This is a genomic window from Flagellimonas eckloniae, assembly GCF_001413955.1.
GTDB lineage: Bacteria > Bacteroidota > Bacteroidia > Flavobacteriales > Flavobacteriaceae > Flagellimonas > Flagellimonas eckloniae.
Genome location: NZ_LCTZ01000002.1, coordinates 3,456,417 through 3,474,368, shown reverse-complemented (window position 1 = coordinate 3,474,368; position 17,952 = coordinate 3,456,417). Strand labels below are relative to the sequence as shown.

18 protein-coding genes and 1 tRNA gene are annotated in these 17,952 nt (G+C 36.1%); 9 read left to right on the top strand and 10 right to left on the bottom strand.

Annotation, left to right across the window (positions count from 1 at the left end):
- Positions 1 to 53 precede the first annotated feature (53 nt).
- Together AAY42_RS14995 and AAY42_RS14990 are read right to left on the bottom strand one after the other, a co-directional pair.
- A complete protein-coding gene (locus tag AAY42_RS14995) occupies positions 54 to 1,322 on the bottom strand; it encodes a BamG family beta-barrel-assembly machinery protein (RefSeq protein ID WP_055396668.1) in 1,269 nt (422 codons plus the stop codon).
- Positions 1,323 to 2,051 carry a type III pantothenate kinase gene (locus tag AAY42_RS14990; RefSeq protein WP_055396666.1) on the bottom strand — a complete coding sequence of 243 codons (729 nt, stop codon included), beginning with the start codon at positions 2,049 to 2,051 and terminating at the stop codon, positions 1,323 to 1,325. It abuts the gene before it with no gap.
- A gap of 108 nt (positions 2,052 to 2,159) precedes the next feature.
- Between AAY42_RS14990 and AAY42_RS14985 the strand changes: the two genes are divergently transcribed.
- Together AAY42_RS14985 and AAY42_RS14980 are read left to right on the top strand one after the other, a co-directional pair.
- A tRNA-Phe gene (locus tag AAY42_RS14985) sits at positions 2,160 to 2,232 on the top strand.
- Positions 2,233 to 2,385: 153 nt separating this feature from the next.
- The gene (locus AAY42_RS14980) at positions 2,386 to 2,613 is read left to right on the top strand and encodes a hypothetical protein (RefSeq protein ID WP_055396664.1); all 228 of its coding nucleotides are present in this window, start codon (positions 2,386 to 2,388) and stop codon (positions 2,611 to 2,613) included.
- A gap of 27 nt (positions 2,614 to 2,640) precedes the next feature.
- Here AAY42_RS14980 and AAY42_RS14975 read toward each other — a convergent pair whose 3' ends face one another.
- Both AAY42_RS14975 and AAY42_RS14970 read right to left on the bottom strand, forming a co-directional pair.
- On the bottom strand, positions 2,641 to 3,090 hold the full coding sequence (locus AAY42_RS14975) for a DoxX family protein (protein WP_055396661.1): 450 nt from the start codon (positions 3,088 to 3,090) through the stop codon (positions 2,641 to 2,643).
- 465 nt (positions 3,091 to 3,555) lie between these two features.
- Entirely contained in the window at positions 3,556 to 5,097 is a 1,542-nt protein-coding gene (locus AAY42_RS14970) for a glycoside hydrolase family 32 protein (RefSeq protein ID WP_055396659.1), read from the bottom strand.
- A gap of 172 nt (positions 5,098 to 5,269) precedes the next feature.
- On the opposite strand from AAY42_RS14970, the gene AAY42_RS14965 reads away from it, so the two are divergent.
- The 4 genes from AAY42_RS14965 (at position 5,270) to AAY42_RS14950 (ending at position 8,292) form a co-directional block, all read left to right on the top strand.
- Positions 5,270 to 5,890: a TIGR04282 family arsenosugar biosynthesis glycosyltransferase gene (locus tag AAY42_RS14965; RefSeq protein ID WP_055396657.1), complete on the top strand. Its 621-nt coding sequence runs from the start codon at positions 5,270 to 5,272 to the stop codon at positions 5,888 to 5,890.
- Positions 5,887 to 6,702, top strand: coding sequence for a purine-nucleoside phosphorylase (locus tag AAY42_RS14960; RefSeq protein WP_055396655.1), 816 nt, complete (start codon positions 5,887 to 5,889; stop codon positions 6,700 to 6,702). The genes AAY42_RS14965 and AAY42_RS14960 overlap by 4 nt, the downstream gene beginning before the upstream one ends.
- A gap of 119 nt (positions 6,703 to 6,821) precedes the next feature.
- Positions 6,822 to 7,601: a DUF547 domain-containing protein gene (locus AAY42_RS14955; protein ID WP_082433460.1), complete on the top strand. Its 780-nt coding sequence runs from the start codon at positions 6,822 to 6,824 to the stop codon at positions 7,599 to 7,601.
- A complete protein-coding gene (locus AAY42_RS14950; protein WP_055396653.1) occupies positions 7,588 to 8,292 on the top strand; it encodes a TIGR04283 family arsenosugar biosynthesis glycosyltransferase in 705 nt (234 codons plus the stop codon). Before AAY42_RS14955 ends, AAY42_RS14950 begins: the two co-directional genes overlap by 14 nt.
- On the opposite strand, the gene AAY42_RS14945 is transcribed toward AAY42_RS14950, so the two are convergent.
- The 6 genes from AAY42_RS14945 to AAY42_RS14920 form a co-directional block, all read right to left on the bottom strand.
- On the bottom strand, positions 8,289 to 9,338 hold the full coding sequence (locus AAY42_RS14945; protein ID WP_055396651.1) for an N-acetylmuramoyl-L-alanine amidase family protein: 1,050 nt from the start codon (positions 9,336 to 9,338) through the stop codon (positions 8,289 to 8,291). The two genes, AAY42_RS14950 and AAY42_RS14945, sit on opposite strands and share 4 nt — an antisense overlap.
- On the bottom strand, positions 9,313 to 10,245 hold the full coding sequence (locus AAY42_RS14940; protein WP_055396649.1) for an N-acetylmuramoyl-L-alanine amidase: 933 nt from the start codon (positions 10,243 to 10,245) through the stop codon (positions 9,313 to 9,315). Before AAY42_RS14940 ends, AAY42_RS14945 begins: the two co-directional genes overlap by 26 nt.
- A gap of 77 nt (positions 10,246 to 10,322) precedes the next feature.
- On the bottom strand, positions 10,323 to 11,585 hold the full coding sequence (locus AAY42_RS14935) for a POTRA domain-containing protein (RefSeq protein ID WP_055396647.1): 1,263 nt from the start codon (positions 11,583 to 11,585) through the stop codon (positions 10,323 to 10,325).
- Positions 11,586 to 11,602: 17 nt separating this feature from the next.
- Complete coding sequence (locus AAY42_RS14930; RefSeq protein ID WP_055396645.1) at positions 11,603 to 12,619, bottom strand: glycoside hydrolase family 113; 1,017 nt, start codon at positions 12,617 to 12,619, stop codon at positions 11,603 to 11,605.
- 46 nt (positions 12,620 to 12,665) lie between these two features.
- Positions 12,666 to 13,532 carry a hypothetical protein gene (locus tag AAY42_RS14925; RefSeq protein ID WP_055396643.1) on the bottom strand — a complete coding sequence of 289 codons (867 nt, stop codon included), beginning with the start codon at positions 13,530 to 13,532 and terminating at the stop codon, positions 12,666 to 12,668.
- Between the two features lie 23 nt (positions 13,533 to 13,555).
- Complete coding sequence (locus AAY42_RS14920; RefSeq protein WP_055396641.1) at positions 13,556 to 14,278, bottom strand: DUF547 domain-containing protein; 723 nt, start codon at positions 14,276 to 14,278, stop codon at positions 13,556 to 13,558.
- A gap of 237 nt (positions 14,279 to 14,515) precedes the next feature.
- On the opposite strand from AAY42_RS14920, the gene AAY42_RS14915 reads away from it, so the two are divergent.
- Genes AAY42_RS14915 through AAY42_RS14905 form a run of 3 tightly spaced genes read left to right on the top strand, consistent with a single transcriptional unit; the run spans position 14,516 to position 17,948 of the window.
- Positions 14,516 to 15,865 carry an NAD(P)/FAD-dependent oxidoreductase gene (locus AAY42_RS14915; RefSeq protein WP_055396639.1) on the top strand — a complete coding sequence of 450 codons (1,350 nt, stop codon included), beginning with the start codon at positions 14,516 to 14,518 and terminating at the stop codon, positions 15,863 to 15,865.
- Between the two features lie 6 nt (positions 15,866 to 15,871).
- On the top strand, positions 15,872 to 17,476 hold the full coding sequence (locus tag AAY42_RS14910) for a 4Fe-4S binding protein (RefSeq protein WP_055396636.1): 1,605 nt from the start codon (positions 15,872 to 15,874) through the stop codon (positions 17,474 to 17,476).
- Position 17,477: 1 nt separating this feature from the next.
- Positions 17,478 to 17,948, top strand: coding sequence for a toxin-antitoxin system YwqK family antitoxin (locus tag AAY42_RS14905; RefSeq protein WP_055396635.1), 471 nt, complete (start codon positions 17,478 to 17,480; stop codon positions 17,946 to 17,948).
- Positions 17,949 to 17,952: the final 4 nt, after the last annotated feature.

Here is a 17,952-nt window from a genome sequence, read left to right as displayed (position 1 = left end):
CATCTTAATGGTACAGATATCGGTGGTTATTTATTGATTCTTAAAAAATTCTATTAATTTATTTTTCTTTTCTGAAACCATCTATCATTTAATGAGAGACCTATATTTATATTAAAATAGTTTTCTTCTATTAGATTTTGGTCTGTTGTTCCTCTTCTTCCCAATTCAAATCCTAGATTTAGATTGGAGAACGAGTTTCCCAACGGTAATCCAAATCCAAAAGTTATGCCAAAGTCGTTTATTTCTTTATTGTTTACCTCAAGACCTGTCACATCATAGCGTAATCCTGCTCTATATGTTATCCTTTTATAATATCCAGATAGCGAGCTATAGTCTGGTATAAAATACCCGCCAAATGCAAAGCTAGTAGCATCTCCATAGGTTACATTATCCAGTCCTAAAAAGTCATTTTGGAAATCGCTAAATTTCTGAAAGCTATATTCACCTCCCAAAAACCATTTTCTATTTTCTCCAAATCCTAATCCAAGTGTAGTTGTGGTAGGTATTTTAAGCTCAGTACGTTTTAGGTTTACCGCATCCAAATTAACTTCTATGACTTCAATATCCTGTCCGTTCACCAAAGAAAAAGACCCTATGTTTTGAGTATTGGTCGAGGTTAGATTTCCTTGCGTATTTATTAAAACTGATGTATACAGGGTATATTTATCTTTTAGTATTGGATTATAATTTAAAGCGTAATTGATGTCATACCCGCTTATTCGCGATTCACGTCTATCAACCGTACCAAATTGCACATCCTCAACACTTTGAATCCTTTGGTATTCCAGAGTTCCAAAATTAAAATTTACCGTGGCACCAATGCTCAGGTTTTTTATGGGTTCAAAACCTGCAGAAAGATAGACCCTATTCAAACCGCCTTCTCCTGCAAATACATTAGTAATGGTTGGATCACCATTGGAAGGGACCTGTTCATCGGTCAAATTGTATCCAACTGAAGAAAAAGGCATTATTCCAAAACCAATCCCAGCGTTTTTAGCAATTGGAAAGCCTATGGATAGGTATTCCAAATTGGTTACCGATGTCTTCTGTGTTTCGGTAAAATCTTTTAGAGTTAATTCCGAATGGGAAATACCTGCGGTGTAGGTCGTCAATTTCAATTTTGAATAGGCTGCTGGATTGCTTAAATTAATATGGATGCTATCTCCATACATACTAATGCCTCCCATCATCCTGTTATCCACTGTACCTTTATCTCTAAAGTCTCCTATACCAAAATATGAATATGGTGATACGGTACCGTTTTGCGCAAAAATACCATGTGCAGCTACGCAAAAAAAAGCAATCAAAAATTTCTTAACCATCTAGCGTTTATTGTATTCCAGCAAGTAATTTAGCCCCTCCAAGAGAAATTTAGAATTGGCAAATATGGTATTTTTTAGTCGTTTGGCAAAAAAATGGGAGTCACCGCCTGTTAAAATAACTGTTAAATCTTGAAAGCGATCATGGTACTGGCTTATTATCCCATCTACTTCTTGACAAACCCCATTGATAACCCCACTATGCATGCAGGCCTGTGTTGAGTTCCCAATGACATCTAAAATGTCCTCTGGCTCAAGGAGTGGTAAATTAGCAGTTTGATTATGCATTGCCTTGTAGCGCATTGGAATACCTGGCGAAATTGCCCCTCCAATATACTCCCCCGCATTGTTGACCATATCATAGGTAATACAGGTACCAACATCAATGACAAGCGTGTTTCCTCTTGGATTGTTATAAAATGCAGCAGTTGCCAAAGCCACACGATCCATTCCCAAGGTTTGCGGACTAGCGTAACTATTTTTAAATGGGACTTTGGAGGAACTACTAAGCACATACACCTTACAAAAAAGTGAAATAATATCTTGTTCTTTTCTTTCTAAGGTACCAACCGATGAAATTAGGGCGTATTCAATTTTTGGATAAACTTCAAAAAGTTCCTTGACCTTTGATAAAAAAAGTCCTGATTCCGAAGTTTGGGTATAAATAATACTCCTATTTTCAAAAACTGCGTATTTTATAAGCGTATTGCCAATATCGACCACCAAGTTCATACTACAAAGATGGAGAATTATAAAAAACCAATACCTTTTTTTACGTTTTTGTTTGTATATCCTATTTTTGAAATTATATTTGCACCCGCCTTTGTAAAAGGTAACAAAGGTACCTTAGCTCAGTTGGTAGAGCAACGGACTGAAAATCCGTGTGTCCCTGGTTCGATTCCTGGAGGTACCACAAAAAAACCGGCAATTTTGCCGGTTTTTTTGATTGCAAGATTCATATTATCGTCTTAATAATTTCATAAATATGAAAATAGAATACCCAGATAGATATAAAATATGAAACTAACCCTTATATTTAGCCGATCTAGATTAATTTTAAATAAAAATGACTGAAGACTTATTAGAAAAGGCAGAAGAGTTTCAGAACAGAACTTTGAGTCATATGTCCACTAGCGACCGTGTTGCAGCTTCAAGAGAGGCTAAACAGCTTATACTTTCCATCAACGAAATATATAAAGAAACAAAAGATTCTAACTTAATGGACGTAATGAAACGTCTAACGGAAAAGAAAAAGAAGATAGAAAAGCGTTTAAAGGGTACTCCACTTGTTTAAAGATATCTTTGTTTCTGACCAAGCACATTATTCGTGTTTTTTAGATTTATAAAATGTCCCTCCAACAATAAGAGCCGCTGAGATAATCAATACATTCTTTATAATGTATTGCCCCTCTAGTGTGGGCAATAAATAATTTCCATTTTGAAATGTTACCTCTGGTAAAAATACCAAAGGCATAAAGGTCCCAACCATTTGAAGGAACAAGAGTGCTATGGCAATTCTTGTAGTTCGCTTAAATAGAAATGTAAGTCCTATTACCACTTCCCACCAACCAATAATAATTAACCAAGTATCTGGACTTCCAAACGGCAACCAAGCCACAGTAGATTTTAAAAGACTGGTTGCAGCAGAAAGACCAAAAGGTTTTAGAATTCCGAACCAGAAAAAGATAATGGCAAAAGAGACTCTAATGGCAGGAATTCCCCATTTTCGCATTCTTCCTGATATCTGTTGATCAATTCTGTTATAGTCCATCAAACCCTAGATTACCCCTAAGTTAACATCAAATACGGACACATTCCTTTAAAATAGTGGATTTAGATGATTTCTAAATTTTAATCCGACTTTGGAGTATATAATCCGTTTATATCTCAATTTGCAATTCATAATATATTTTCAACCAATTATATCTTTTTGAATGCAAGTGGTATATATGTAAAATTTTGTGTGATTCATTTCAGTACTTTCGAAATGTAAATCAAAAATCTCAACTAAAAAACACACTAAAATGAACGCTGTAGAAGAAAAATTAGGCTACATATTCTGGTACTTTGTAATTATGTGTTCCATATGTTCCCTTGTAAACAGCCTTTATCACTATATCAATTAAAAAAACAATTCCTTCTAATTATTTTAAAACAGGAATTCTTCTATTATTTGATTGATAATATCAATTGCGATCAATCAATTCTGGTCCGTATCAAAGTTCTAAAAAAATATTCACCAGACCGATTCCACTTTTTTAATAAACCCATCTGAAATCTGAGATTGGGCATCATAATTTTCAATAATCAATCGATCGTAAGGTTCTGTAGGGAAGATTTGTTCGGTCATTACGTACAATCCACGATCCATGAATAGTTCTATGGATGACCAATCCAAAAGAATAGTAACTTCAAACTCTTCGTTTATGCCACCAATGGGCATGATGTGTTTTTTATGCCCAAAGTCAGATTGAAAATCAACTTTACCTGAATGCGTTCGGTCCAATAAGAATATATTACTCTCGGAATCCAAAGCAAGTTCCAAAGTTTCGTTTAAGCTATTTTTAAAAGTGATCTTAAAATCTTTGGAAGAGGTTTTAAAGCGAATTTGAGATTGATTCAAACCATCAAAATAAAAAGTTTCCGAAGTGTTGGGTGGAACCACTATTTCCTTAGGTGTACTTGACTTTGTTAGTTCAAAAACTTGTTTTAACGGGTAATTTGTTAAAAAAACTTCTTCGCCTATTTTTCTCAATGCTAAGTTTCTAGGCGTCGTCATTGCGCTACGCCATTTTTTTGTCGGTGTATCTCTGGCATAGTCCCAATTGCTCATCCATCCAATAAAAATCCGTTCATTGCTAGGTATGTTGTTGTAGGTTACACCGGCATAATTATCAGTACCCCAATCTAACCATTTTGGCTCTTTTTGGTCCGATGTAAATTGAACACCATCAAAATCACCTATAAAGTATTGCGTTCCGCTACCCCCATTTGGCGCACCTGGATTAATACTTATAATCAAAACCCATTTTTCTTCATCGGTTCCTTCAACTTTTAACGGAAAAAGGTCAGGACATTCCCATACACCACCGTGTGCCCCCATTGTTTTTCCAAAATCGCTCAAATAATCCCAATCCTTGAGATTTTTAGACGCATAAAACTTTGCATGATCTCCCGCGACCAAAGCCAAAATCCAACTTTTAGAATCGTCATGCCAAAAAACTTTTGGGTCTCTAAAATCTTTGATTCCATTATTCCCGATTACTGGATTCTTTTCAAATTTTTCCCATGTATCGCCATTATCCAAACTATACGCAATTCCTTGGGTCTGAAAATCATCCCTGCCAGCTTTCTCACCTTCCTCGGAATGATAGGTGAAAATAGCGACCAAAGGTATTTTTCCATCAGTACCAAATCCTGATGTATTCTTCTTATCCACAACTGCACTCCCCGAAAAAATTAATCCATGTTCATCTGGATATAGTGCTATGGGTTTATGTTCCCAGTGTACCATATCCTTGCTAATGGCATGTCCCCAATGCATAGGTCCCCAGACAATATCTTCAGGGTAATATTGATAGAACAAATGATATACACCTTCATTATAGACCAATCCATTGGGGTCGTTCATCCACTTTTCAGGTGGCGAAAAATGAAATTGGGGTCTATAGTCTTCCGTATACATTCTTGGTTCTATTTTTTCAATGGTTTTTTCTGTATTCCCCTTACAGGCAAACAGCAATACTACTATTAAACAAGAAAAGGTTTTTTTCTTCATTTAATTTCTATTTAAATCAAAGTATTAATATAGTGATTATTACATTCAAAATTTCTAAAGCGGTATCTTTAACCTCTATTTTCTTAGGCTGAAATATTTTCATTTTTTTGTAAGTGTTGATATCACTAGCTGACCAACATATTCAAATAATTGTTGACCAAATCGGATACTATTGAACGCAAAAAAGAACCTACTCCTAATATTTACAAGGAATCCAGAACTGGGAAAATGTAAGACCAGATTGGCTTCTAAAATTGGTGATGAGGCTGCATTGAAAATCTATATATTTTTATTGGAACATACAGTTTCCATTACCCAAAACCTTAACGTTCAAAAACGTGTATACTATTCTGAAGAAATTTGGGACACGGATATTTGGGACAATACAATTTATCAAAAAAAACTCCAAAAAGGCGGAGATTTAGGATTGCGCATGCTAGATGCTTTTCAAGATGGTTTTAAATCTGGTTATGAAAAAATCATTATTATTGGCAGTGATATGTACGATTTATCCCAAAGAGATTTGGAATCCGCTTTTTTAAAGTTAGACAATCATGATTATGTGCTTGGCCCAGCTGAAGATGGTGGTTATTATCTCTTGGGAATGACATCCTTAAAAGAAGAGCTTTTTCATGATAAGCTATGGGGAACAGAAGCTGTGCTACCTTCAACATTGGATAATTTGAAAAGAGAAAATCTTTTTGAACTTCCTCTAAAAAATGATGTTGACCATTATGAGGACATTAAAGAAATCAAAGCTTTCAGTCCCTACTTAAAACATATAAAAGAATGACCAAAAAACAACTTGACGAATCTGTAGATTACTTAAAAAAGAAAGGGTTTGACAATCCTGAAATTGGGATTGTTTTGGGTACTGGATTAGGGCAATTAGTCGATGAGATTCAGGACCCTATTGAAGCGCACTACAATCATATTCCCTACTTTCCCTTAGCAACGGTGGAGTTTCATACCGGGAAACTAATTTATGGAACCATTGCCGGTAAGAAGGTGGTAGTTATGCAAGGGCGATTTCATCTGTACGAAGGGTACGACTTTTTGGATATAACATATCCCATACGAGTAATGCACCAATTGGGAATTAAAAAACTATTTGTCTCCAATGCCGCGGGCGCTATTAACCTCAGCTATAAAAAAGGGGATATTATGCTTATTGAAGATCATATCAATCTTCAAGGGGGGTCGCCTTTGGCTTTTAAAAATGTTGCTGAATTTGGAGATCGTTTTGCGGATATGAGTGAACCCTATGATTTGGATATGCGCACCAAAATTGAAGCTATTGCCCAAAAAGAGGACATCTCATTACAAAAAGGAGTTTATGCCTCGGTTGTTGGACCACAACTGGAAACGAAAGCGGAGTACCGAATGTTAAAAATTTTAGGGGCAGATGCTGTGGGTATGAGCACCGTTCCTGAAGTTATTGTTGCCAATCATTTACGACTCCCAATCTTGGCAGTTTCGGTTTTAACAGATGAATGTGACCCTGATAACCTGCAACCTGTTAATATTCAGGAAATTATTGAAATTGCAGGCAACACCGAACCAAAAATGATACAACTGTTTAAAGAACTAATCAAGGTTATTTAAACTACAACCAAAATTTTCTGTAGTACTTTTTTGCCAAAAAAATTTCAAGTTTTGAAAGGTTAGCGTCGTTTTTATGACTGTTATGCCAGTAATATAATTAGCCTCTATTTTACCTATTTATGAATTTTATCCTGTATTTCTTTTTTGGAACACTACTAGCCACCTGTAATGGAAATGTAAATCCTGATGAAAAAAAAGGAGATAAAACAGTAAATGCGGCCCAGACTGAAGTTTTAAAACCACAAAATTCCATACCCAATCATACACCATGGAATGACTTGCTCAAAAAACATGTGGACAACAAGGGCAATGTAGATTATTTGGGCTTTAAAGATAATAGAGGTCTTTTAAAAGGGTACCTGAATCATCTTTCTGAAAATTCACCTAAAGATTCTTGGGACGGCAATGAAAAACTGGCTTTTTATATCAATCTATACAATGCCGCCACGGTTAAATTGATTGTGGACAATTATCCAACAAAAAGCATAAAGGATATTCCAAACCAATGGAAGAAAAAATGGATTTCAGTTGGGGAAAACATAACTTCCTTGAATGATATTGAACATGAAGTTCTCCGTAAAATGAACGAACCTCGAATTCATTTTGCCATAAATTGCGCATCATATTCATGTCCAAAGCTGCTCAATACAGCTTTTACTTCAAAAAACATGGAACGGTTGCTTTCCAAGGCAACTGTCGACTTCATAAATGATAAAAAACGGAATCGATTTCAAAAAAACAAAGCAGAACTTTCCAGAATATTTAAATGGTATAAGAGTGATTTCACCGAGCAAACTTCACTCTTGGAATATATTAATATGTATTTGGATAATCCAGTTTCTAAAAATACCAAAATAGAATATTTGGAATATGATTGGGGGTTGAATGAATCAGAATAAACTAAAAATAAGCATCCTTATTCCAGTCTTAAATGAGGAGAATTGTATTGGGGACCTACTTTCACATATAAATGACAATAGTGTTTCAAGTTCGATTCAAGAAATCATTTGTATTGATGGTGGCAGTATGGATAAAACCGTTGCAATTGCAACAGCACATAAAGCTGAAGTAATACAATCAAAAAAAGGCAGGGCCATACAAATGAATACGGGAGCAAGACATGCCAATGGAGACCTTCTCTATTTTCTGCATGCAGATACCATTCCACCTAAAGGTTTTGATCAAATGATTTTAGAATCCGTTACTCAAGGATATGAATCTGGATGTTTTAGAATGAGGTTTGACACCAATAACCCTATTTTGCGCTTTTTTGCCTGGCTTTCAAGAATAAATCACAGCTTATGTAGAGGAGGAGATCAATCACTTTTTATAAAAAAAGAACTTTTTGAAAAGAACAAGGGTTTCAATGAAGGGTATTTAATTTATGAAGACACGGAATTCATTCGAAGATTATACCAGCATACAAAATTTAAAGTTCTTCCAGACTATGTGATTACTTCTGCACGAAAGTACCGGGAGAAAGGTTGGTTTAAGGTTCAGTACCATTTTGGTATGATTCATTTAAAAAACTATTTAGGTGCCGGGCCAGATGAACTCTATCAATACTATTCAAAAAACATTCTCAACTAGTTGGATTTGGTCTCATAATCCAACAAAATACCTTCGGAAATCCATTTCGCCAGAGCCTGCCGATTATCCGGGTCTAAAATTCTACGCTGGTCTTTTTTACTTTTAATATTTCCAATCTCTATATAGGCAATCGCTGGTAAAGTGTTTTTAATCAAATAAAGACTGCTTCTATCCATAAAGGTGCCGGTATATTTTCTGTTGGGTTGAAATTCTTTGTATTTTTTATCAAAGGTCTTATGAATACTTTCAGCAAGGCGTTTTCCGTTTTTACTTTTATGGTGATGGTAAAAGAATACATCTATATTAGTTCCTTTACTCCGGCTATCTACATGGGTAACAATTAGTCTTTGATATTTTCCAGTATTCTTCAAGTATAGGTCGTTCACAATTTTCACCCGTTGTTCCAAACGCTTTAATTGTCCCAATGGAATTGTTTTATTTGGATAGGCTACCTCATCCGTATCCAACTCAAGGGTTCGTGCTTGCCTAATTCCGTCATTCTCATCGCGTATTATAATATGAACTTCGGCACCATGGGATATAAGTTCGCGGGCCAAACGCAAGGTTACATCGTAGGCATATTCATCTTCCGCAATCATTTTACCATTGTAATTGGCCACTGCCCCGGGATCAGGACCTCCATGTCCAGAAATCAAGTAATAAACTGTATTCTTTAACCTATTGCTAAGCGAATCAACAACGGAAAAGTCAGGTCCAAAAATGGGATATTCTGTTCGGGGAATCGATTCAATTTTAATTTTTTTATCCTTTAGTATAATCGTGTCCGGTATTTGATACATACTTCCCACAAAAAGCTTATCCCCTTCTGTCAAGTTTTCTTTGTTCATCTTGATAAAGGACTGATAGTATTCAATCGGGTCCAGCCCATTCCTTCTCAATAAAGAATAGACCCCATCACCTTCAATAGCCTCAACTTTCAAGATAGAATCTTGGGCAATAATATTGGTGTTACAACAGAAAATAATTAGGCTAAAAGCGCCTATAAAATGGTTTGTGAAATTATTCTTCGATTGAAAGGTCTGCATAATCCTTTAAAATACCACTTGTAACCCAATTGGTAAAGGATTTTTTATCAGAACGCACAGGAATCCCATCTTTTTTTGAAATTTTTGAACCGCTATCAATCGTTAAAAGAGTAATGGCTGGCAATGTGTTCTTTGCCAAATATAAGCTGTTCTTATCTTGAAAAATTGTGTTTATGTCTTTATAAGATCGGTTTGAGATACTGTTTCTTTTGAAGACACTTTGGATATTCTCTGCGAAACGCTGTCCTTTTTCACTTTTATTATGATGGTATACCGCCACATCCATATTCCCATTTTTAATCAATCCATTCGCTCTTATAATCAATAATCTTTGATATTTTCCATTGTTTTGAAGGTAGCGCTTATTAATGGTCTCAACATAAGCGCCCATTTTTTCAACCTCTGACAGGGGTTTTCGCTCTACTACTTTTTCATCACCACTTTCAATTACAAAAACTGTGGCTCCATGCACCATAAGCTCCGCTGCAAGACTCTTTATAATATCGTCTGTAAATTTATTTTCCGCCTCAATCTTATTTTCAGCTATCAGATAATAAACCGCATTCTTGAGGGAATTGCTCTTGCGAGACATAGTAGCAAGTTCAGCATCAAAAATAGGGTCAACAGTTCCATTGGACATTTGTACTCTAACCCCGGTTTCCTTGAATGAATCTTTGGCTTTTGGAATTATGTATTCCCTACCCACATGAAGCATACTGCCATCCTTGATGTTTTCTATGTTTAGGGTGATAAACTTTTCGTAGTACTTTGCAGGGTCAAGTCCTTGCTTTCTAAGTATGGAAAAGATTCCATCTCCTTGTTCTGCAATGACCTTATGCTCATTTTCCTGTGCAAGAAGCATGGTAGACATGCCTACCCACAACAAAAGGGTTGGTATTAATTTCATTTTTATATTTTGTTGCTGGGATGCGCTACAAATATGGTAAAAAATCGATGAAATGCAAAAATCATCGATGAAATACTTTAAAAATATTGTCCTATACCAAAAACTATTCCTTTTGATGCATCGTTGGTAATGCCATGTCCATAGTCAATTCTAAAGATGGCATTAAAAATCCTTTTGTGAATCAGCCTTAAACCGACACCTGGGTAAATTCTTATATTTTGATCGTCTCCAAAGTCGCTAAAATCACCCCCAGGGTTTCGCCATGTTCCACCATCAACAAAAATATTGCTCTGGAGTACAAACCAATTTTTGTCTATCAAGGTGTGTCTGTATTCGGTATTAAAAACAATAGCTCCGGTCCCTCGATCTATGGTATTTCCCACACCTCTAATATTCAGATTATTGTCTACTGCAAAGGGAGCAAATGGTGTATCTAAATTACTGGAAAGGCCCAAACGCAGTCTACTTGCCCAGTTTCCCCGTTCACCAATCCTTGTATAGTACACAAAATCATTAAACCCAATTAAAAATTCCGGGAGTTGAGTATTTGAGCTATTTACATACTGAAAGTTGAGCGTACTCTTAAATCCAGATAAATATTGATAATAATATTGAATTGCATCATAATTGTAGATCAGTTTATACAGATACTTATCTACATTAAGCGATTGAGGAACATTTGGATCAGTAGTTCCAAATAGATATTCATAATCTTCAGTAAAAAAATTGATTCCGAGCTCAAATCTATGTTTGTAGTTTATTTCATAAAGCCCCAAGATTTCGAAAGATTCATTATTGTATTTATAGTCCGCCGTTCCAGAGTCAAGAAAAACAGGTTCTTGCGTGGTAAGGTCTTGGTAGCTTAGGGCAAGCCCCAATTTCTTTCCAAATAGATATGGAGCTCTCATCTGGGCTCCAATGGAATTGAAAATGTCCTTTTGGTAAAATCCACCAAGGGTAATATTGCTCCCTAAAAAATTAAACTCCTGCAACCCAATCCTGAACGCAAACTCATCGTTGTTGGAGGTGTATACATTTACAAACGGAATCAATGTAAAATTTTCCTCAATTCCATAAACGACAGTATACTTCCCTTCTCCGACTGAAGGAGACACCTGAAAGTAAGCATGGGTTACGGATGGTAATCGTTTTAGCCTATAAATATCTTCTTCAATTAGGACGGAATCCAATTCCATACCCGCTTTTAGCTTGGTGATTTTCTTTATGAAATTTGTTTTGGTCCTTTTATTTCCTTGAACCTTGATATCAGCAACCGTGTTTTGACCGTATGCTTTGCCCAATAGCAGAGAAAGAAAACAAGCAAGGACAATGCGTATCATTAATTGCGTGTGCTAGATTATGGATTAGGATTGTTGAAGCTTACGTAATGTTTTTGAATTACAGATTCTGCAGGTTTGTTTTGGGGTGTAAACCGATTGTCCTTTTCTCCCCCTGATTTGGTATGGTGTATAAACCATTTCCAAACAAAGCCCCCCGCAAACCATTTTTCTTTCCAAAATTCATCAAATATGGCCTGGGTAGCATCTGCCTGTGCCTTTAGGTTTACATCCATCTCATTACGGTCTACTAGCCATGGTTTTTTTGCCGTATAATCCATACTTCTATAGCCAAACTCCGTAAAAAGAACAGGTTTGTCCTTAGCTTCTGAAATTGCCAACAACTTTGATTTCCAGGGCTGCCAACCCAACTTCATTTGCTCCAAGGATGGATGGCTTTCTTCAGACAAAGGAAAATAGGCATCAACCCCTATATAATCCAATTTTTCCCAAAAAGGGGTTCTTGTGTATTCGTCCCAATTTGCCGCATATGTAAGCTTTCCGCTAAAAACATTCCTCACTTTATCTACCAAATCTTTCCAATACTGCGGTCTGTTCTTTACAAACTCCTCCAGTTCGGTACCAATACAATAGATCTCAACCTTGGTTTCTTCCGCAAGTTTTGCGTAGGTTAAAATGAAATCACTGTAAGTTTCCTCCAAAGTTTTCCAATCTTCTTCAGATTCCATGGTCATATCACCGGTAAACTCTCCTTTCCAAATCCAAATTTGGGGTTTCAACATGATTTTAACCCCATTCTTTTGTAAAAGTTCAATGTATTGTTTGGCACCTCGTCTAGTTTCTCCATACCATTGCCTATCTGTATTAAAAATAACGTTAGGCGAATTCAATGTTCTAGCAAATCCGAAGGGCATTACGGCAGCGTAATTTGCAGCAACATTCAAAACGGGATCTACATTGGTCTGGGTCACCTCTTCTCGTGAACCAACAAAGCTCACCCCATTTATTTTTTCAGCCTTTTGGCTGTTGCACGAAATCTGGAGTAGACATAAAAAAAAGAGCCCTAATCCTTTCATAGTTAAAAAATTAAGACTCCTAAAATAGTTTTTTATGTTGTTAGAACTACAATACTGCCCGCAATCCTATGTTAAATGTTTGTCCAAGACCCGTGTTTTCTCCCCTAACGAAGTTTGTGTAAAGCACTTCCACGTTCAATTCATTGGTAAGTTGATATTTGGCGCCACCACCCAGTGCCGTGAAGTTTTGGGTAAAGTTGTTCCCTAAATCTAACCGTTGGTTATGTTGCGCCAAAACTAAAACTGTAAATTTTGAACTTGGAAAATAACTCAGAAACACTCCTGGAACAAGATTTAAACTATTATTGGCAAAACTTTCTTCCTTATCCCCAAAATTCAATTCTGTATTTAGTTCAGTAAATAATTGCCATTTTTTACCCGGAAAAGTGTAATCATAAAAGAAACGATTTTGCCAGGTGAATCCTTTTTGGTCCAGGAATACTCCTGTATCTTCATCATTTTCATTACTGACCAAGGGAATGGATAGAGAACTTAAGATTGAAAAATTACCTACATTCTCAAAGGGAACAAATTTAATGGATGGTGCAATTGAAGTGAGTCCTGAGGTGTTTCTTCGTTCAAAGCTTCCATCATCCTGAAGAAAATCCCTGCCGTTTGCCCGATATTCTGCGATTAACCCTAGATTAACCCTTCGTGTATCCGATACTCCCGTAAAAACCTCCAGAGTTGACGTAAAGAAATTTTGTCGGATTCCCTTCTCAGACTCAAAAGTACTATCATCTTGGGTATACAGATTATTAAATAATTTAACATCCCATTGGCCCTTACCAATTAATTTAGAAGGTGTTAGATTCTGGATATTACTTCCTCCTTGGTCGTCATCTTGTGCAGACAAGGTAATTGAAGCAAAAAATAGTGTTGCAATTGCTATGGTATTCTTAAATTGTTTCATGATAGTTGTTTCTTAAAATATTTTTATTTGGTTTCGTTTAAAGTCCAATCATAAGGGTAATACCCAACCTTGGTTTTAATATCAATTTTTTCTTTTCTGTATTGGTTCACAAAATCCACTAAACTCTTTCCATCTTGTGTGAAATCATTCGTATACCACTCAAAAATTTGGGATAGGTTTACTTTTTTTCCTTTGATTTGAATAAAATTGGAGTCGTTAAGGGCTAATTCCGTCTGCCTCTGTAATTGCGACTCCAAAGTGTCTGGCAGATAAGCTTTATCTATTATTGGGGGACAGCCAAGACCTGCGCAAACCAAAACAAAATGAAATCTAGCTTCCTTGGGAAAGTTTGCTCTTAGTAATTTGTTTTCAATATCGTTTAAGGTGATTTTTTTGCCACCAATTTCATATGTGATCTTGTCAAAAAAACCGGCTTTATCCAATGGGGATTTTATGGGATAGTTTTCAATAATTCCTTTAATAACCGACAAATTGTAGCCATTAATCCAAAATGCCTGATAGGTTTTGGCATCGTTAACAGAGACTGAAATTCCTTTTGCCATTTCCAATAGCTCATTTAAGCTTGCTGGATTATTCTTAATATCCTTGTACGCCACTCTGCCATCCTTTACATAAGTAGTAAGGAATATATCTGTTTTGGTAAAAAATGTTGAAGTGCTCTGCGCAAATCCTAAACCAGAAATGCTGAAGCATAAAAAAGTGATTAGTGTTTTTCTATAATTCATGTTTTGAATCTTTAAGTTGATTAAAACTGGAACTTATGTCGAAGTCAATTTTAACAACATACACGTTTTACGGTTTTTTATGATTTATTTAAGATTTTAAAAATCAATGTATTAGCCGTTCGAGTTTAAGCCCACTACCTTACAGAGTCTTGGGAATTTAAATTCTTTCTAAATTATGGGTCACCGTTAAGTTCTTATATTTAAGGACGACACACCTCTAACAACCAATAAAATTCTATGGAAAACATTGTAATTATCGGAAATGGAATTGCAGGCATCTCGGCAGCAAGACATATTCGAAAACTTTCCGACAAAAGAATCATTATTGTTTCCGCAGAAACTGATTATTTCTTTTCACGTACTGCGCTCATGTATGTATATATGGGGCATATGAAATTTGACCATATTCAACCCTATGAAAATTGGTTTTGGGAGAAAAACAATATTGAACTTGTGCGAGCCTATGTAAACCATGTGGATACCGAAAAAAAGCAACTTCTTTTAGATGGATCTAGGGCTCTACAATATGATAAATTGATATTAGCTACAGGATCAAAACCCAACAAATTTGGATGGCCCGGTCAAGATTTACATGGAGTACAAGGACTATACTCAAAGCAAGATTTAGATTTATTGGAAGTTAATGCACCCAATAAAGATGTTTGTAAAAGAGCTGTAATTGTTGGAGGTGGGCTTATCGGCATAGAACTAGCAGAAATGTTACGAAGCAGGGATATTCCAGTAACATTTTTGGTTAGAGAGAATAGCTTTTGGAACGGGGTCCTCCCAAGTGGAGAATCAAAAATGATTAATGAACATATTTTGGAACACCATATTGATTTACGCCTGGGAACCAATTTAAAGGAAATTGTTTCGGATGAAAACGGTAGTGTTAAATCGGTTATCATTGCCGAAACTGGGGAAGAACTTCCCTGTGATATGGTTGGACTCACCGCGGGTGTAACTCCCAATATTGATTTTCTTAAAGATTCTGGGATTGAGTTGGGCCGTGGTATTAAGGTAAATCGATTTTTAGAAACAAACATCAAAGACATTTATGCCATTGGCGATTGTGCAGAACAGCATGAGGCCATTGGAAACCGAAGACCCATTGAAGCCGTTTGGTATACCGGACGAATGATGGGCGAAACAGTAGCGCAGACCATTTGTGGAAACAAACTAGAATACAAGCCAGGTCACTGGTTCAATTCTGCAAAATTCTTGGATATTGAATATCAAACCTATGGTTGGGTATTTTCAGAAAGAGGAAAAAAAGACTACGAGGAGCATTTTCACTGGAGGCATTCCAGTGAAAAAATATGCATCACTATAGCGTTCAACAAAGAAAATAATCGATTCTTGGGTATTAACACTTTTGGAATTCGGATGCGCCATGAAATTTTTGATAGATGGCTGACTGAAAAACGCGACGTTGATTATGTTATTGAACATCTATCAGATGCAAATTTTGACCCCGAATTCTATAAGCATTATGAGCAAGAGGTTGTCTCAAAATACAATTCGGACTTTGGTAAATCCATTGCACTGAAAAAGAAAAGTTTAAAAAGAATCTTTCAAATTAACTAGACCAAAATGAGCACTTACGATAGAAGCATGGCCTTAACGGGTCAGCCACCAAAGGAATTAAATAGAAATCAGAAAATAGCAACCCTAATTGGTTTGTTCGGTCTAGCAATAATCTTGTTGACCGCTTTCAATGTCGACTTTCCAAACAAATCAATATGGCTAAGCATTTCATTGGCTTCCATAACAATAGGAATTCTGTGGTTTTCTTGGGATATGTATTCACAAAAAGAGCCGGGAATTAAAAACGATGGTGTTTGGTTTAAATCTATTTCAAGTAAAGGTTTTTGGGGATGGATAGCCGGTATTTCGCTTACTTCATTTTATATAATTCTTTACTTCTTCCCGGAATATTTGGGACTTGTTCAGAAAGGGAACAACACAGGAGTTATTGGGCTTTTTGATCCTTTGAGTAGGGCTTTAAGTGGCAACCCTGCCAGTCAATGGTTTGTTTATGGAACGCTATATACAGTTGCTATACTTGCTTTTGGAATTAAGTTTATCTGGAAGTATCGTCATAATAGATATGAAAGAATCCGTACAATGAGTGTGATGTTCTTTCAAACTGCATTTGCATTTATAATCCCAGAACTCATGGCCAGATTGAATGGAAGTTCAGTCTTAAATGGTGGTAGCTTGCCTTATTATGACCTTAAAAATATGTGGCCTTTGAATTATTATAATTTTGAAGGATACCGCATTAAAGGCTTTTTAAGCTCAGGTGATATTGGTTTTGCTCTATTGATTTTTGGAATTCTTTCCGTTTTTGTAATCAGTCCAATCTTAACGTACAAATACGGTAAACGCTGGTACTGTTCTTGGGTTTGTGGTTGTGGTGGCTTGGCTGAAACCGCCGGCGATTCTTTTAGACAACTTAGTGATAAAACGGTAAAAGCATGGAAGATTGAGCGTTGGGTAGTACATAGTGTTGTTGTTTTTGTGACCTTGATGACAACAGCTGTTATTTATTCCTATTTAGGCAATGATACCAGCAAATATTGGTTGACCAAGAGTACTTTCTTAATTGGGGTAGGCGTTCTATTGACCTCCGTTTTTACCCTGGTAATGATTTTTAAAAGAGAACAGTTTCAAAAAGATGCAAAATATGGAGCCGTTGGTTATTTGGTTATTATCCTTGCTTTAATTGGTTTCCATTTTTTTAGTGGTGAAGGCCAAGTATTTTTGTTCAAATCAGAAACACTCCGTAAATCATATTCTTTCTTAATCGGAAGTATTTTCTCAGGTGTTATAGGCACAGGTTTCTATCCCATTTTTGGAAACCGTGTTTGGTGTCGTTTTGGTTGTCCAATGGCGGCGATTTTAGGTTTTCAACAACGATTGTTTTCAAAATTCAGGATTACCACAAACGGAGGGCAATGTATCTCATGCGGTAACTGCTCCACATATTGTGAAATGGGTATTGATGTTCGTGCATATGCCCAAAAAGGCGAAAATATAGTTCGTTCCAGTTGTGTAGGCTGCGGTATTTGTTCTGCTGTATGTCCAAGAGGAGTATTGAAACTGGAAAATGGCCCGTTACAAGGTAGAATAGATAGCAATCAAGTACTGTTGGGCAATGATGTGGATTTAATGACCTTAGTGAACAAAAAATAATATGCTTCGTTTCAGCCTATTGTTTCTGCTACTTTTTCTTATTGATACCGATAAAACATATCATCGGGAATATTATGATGGTGGCGCCTTAAAAGCTCAAGGCTGGAAGGTGGGCGATTCCAAGGAAGAGTTCTGGAAATATTACTTCCCAAATAAAAATATTAAGGAACAAGGGCATTATAAAATGAATAATCGTACGGGGTATTGGTATTTTCATACGGAAACAGGAAAGTTGAAAATGGAAGGTCATTTTGAAAACGGAAAAAAAGTAAACTGGTGGCTTTTCTACGATGAAAATGAAAAAATAAACCACAAATGTCAATTGGAGAATGGCGTAAAAAATGGGTATTGCCTTAAATACATGGATGAAGAGTTAACATCTGCCGAAAAATATAAAAATGGGAAAAAAATAAAAGAATGGTTTAGCTTTAGCGGTTTTAAAAAGGAAAACAAACTGTCCGATTTGAAATAATGCC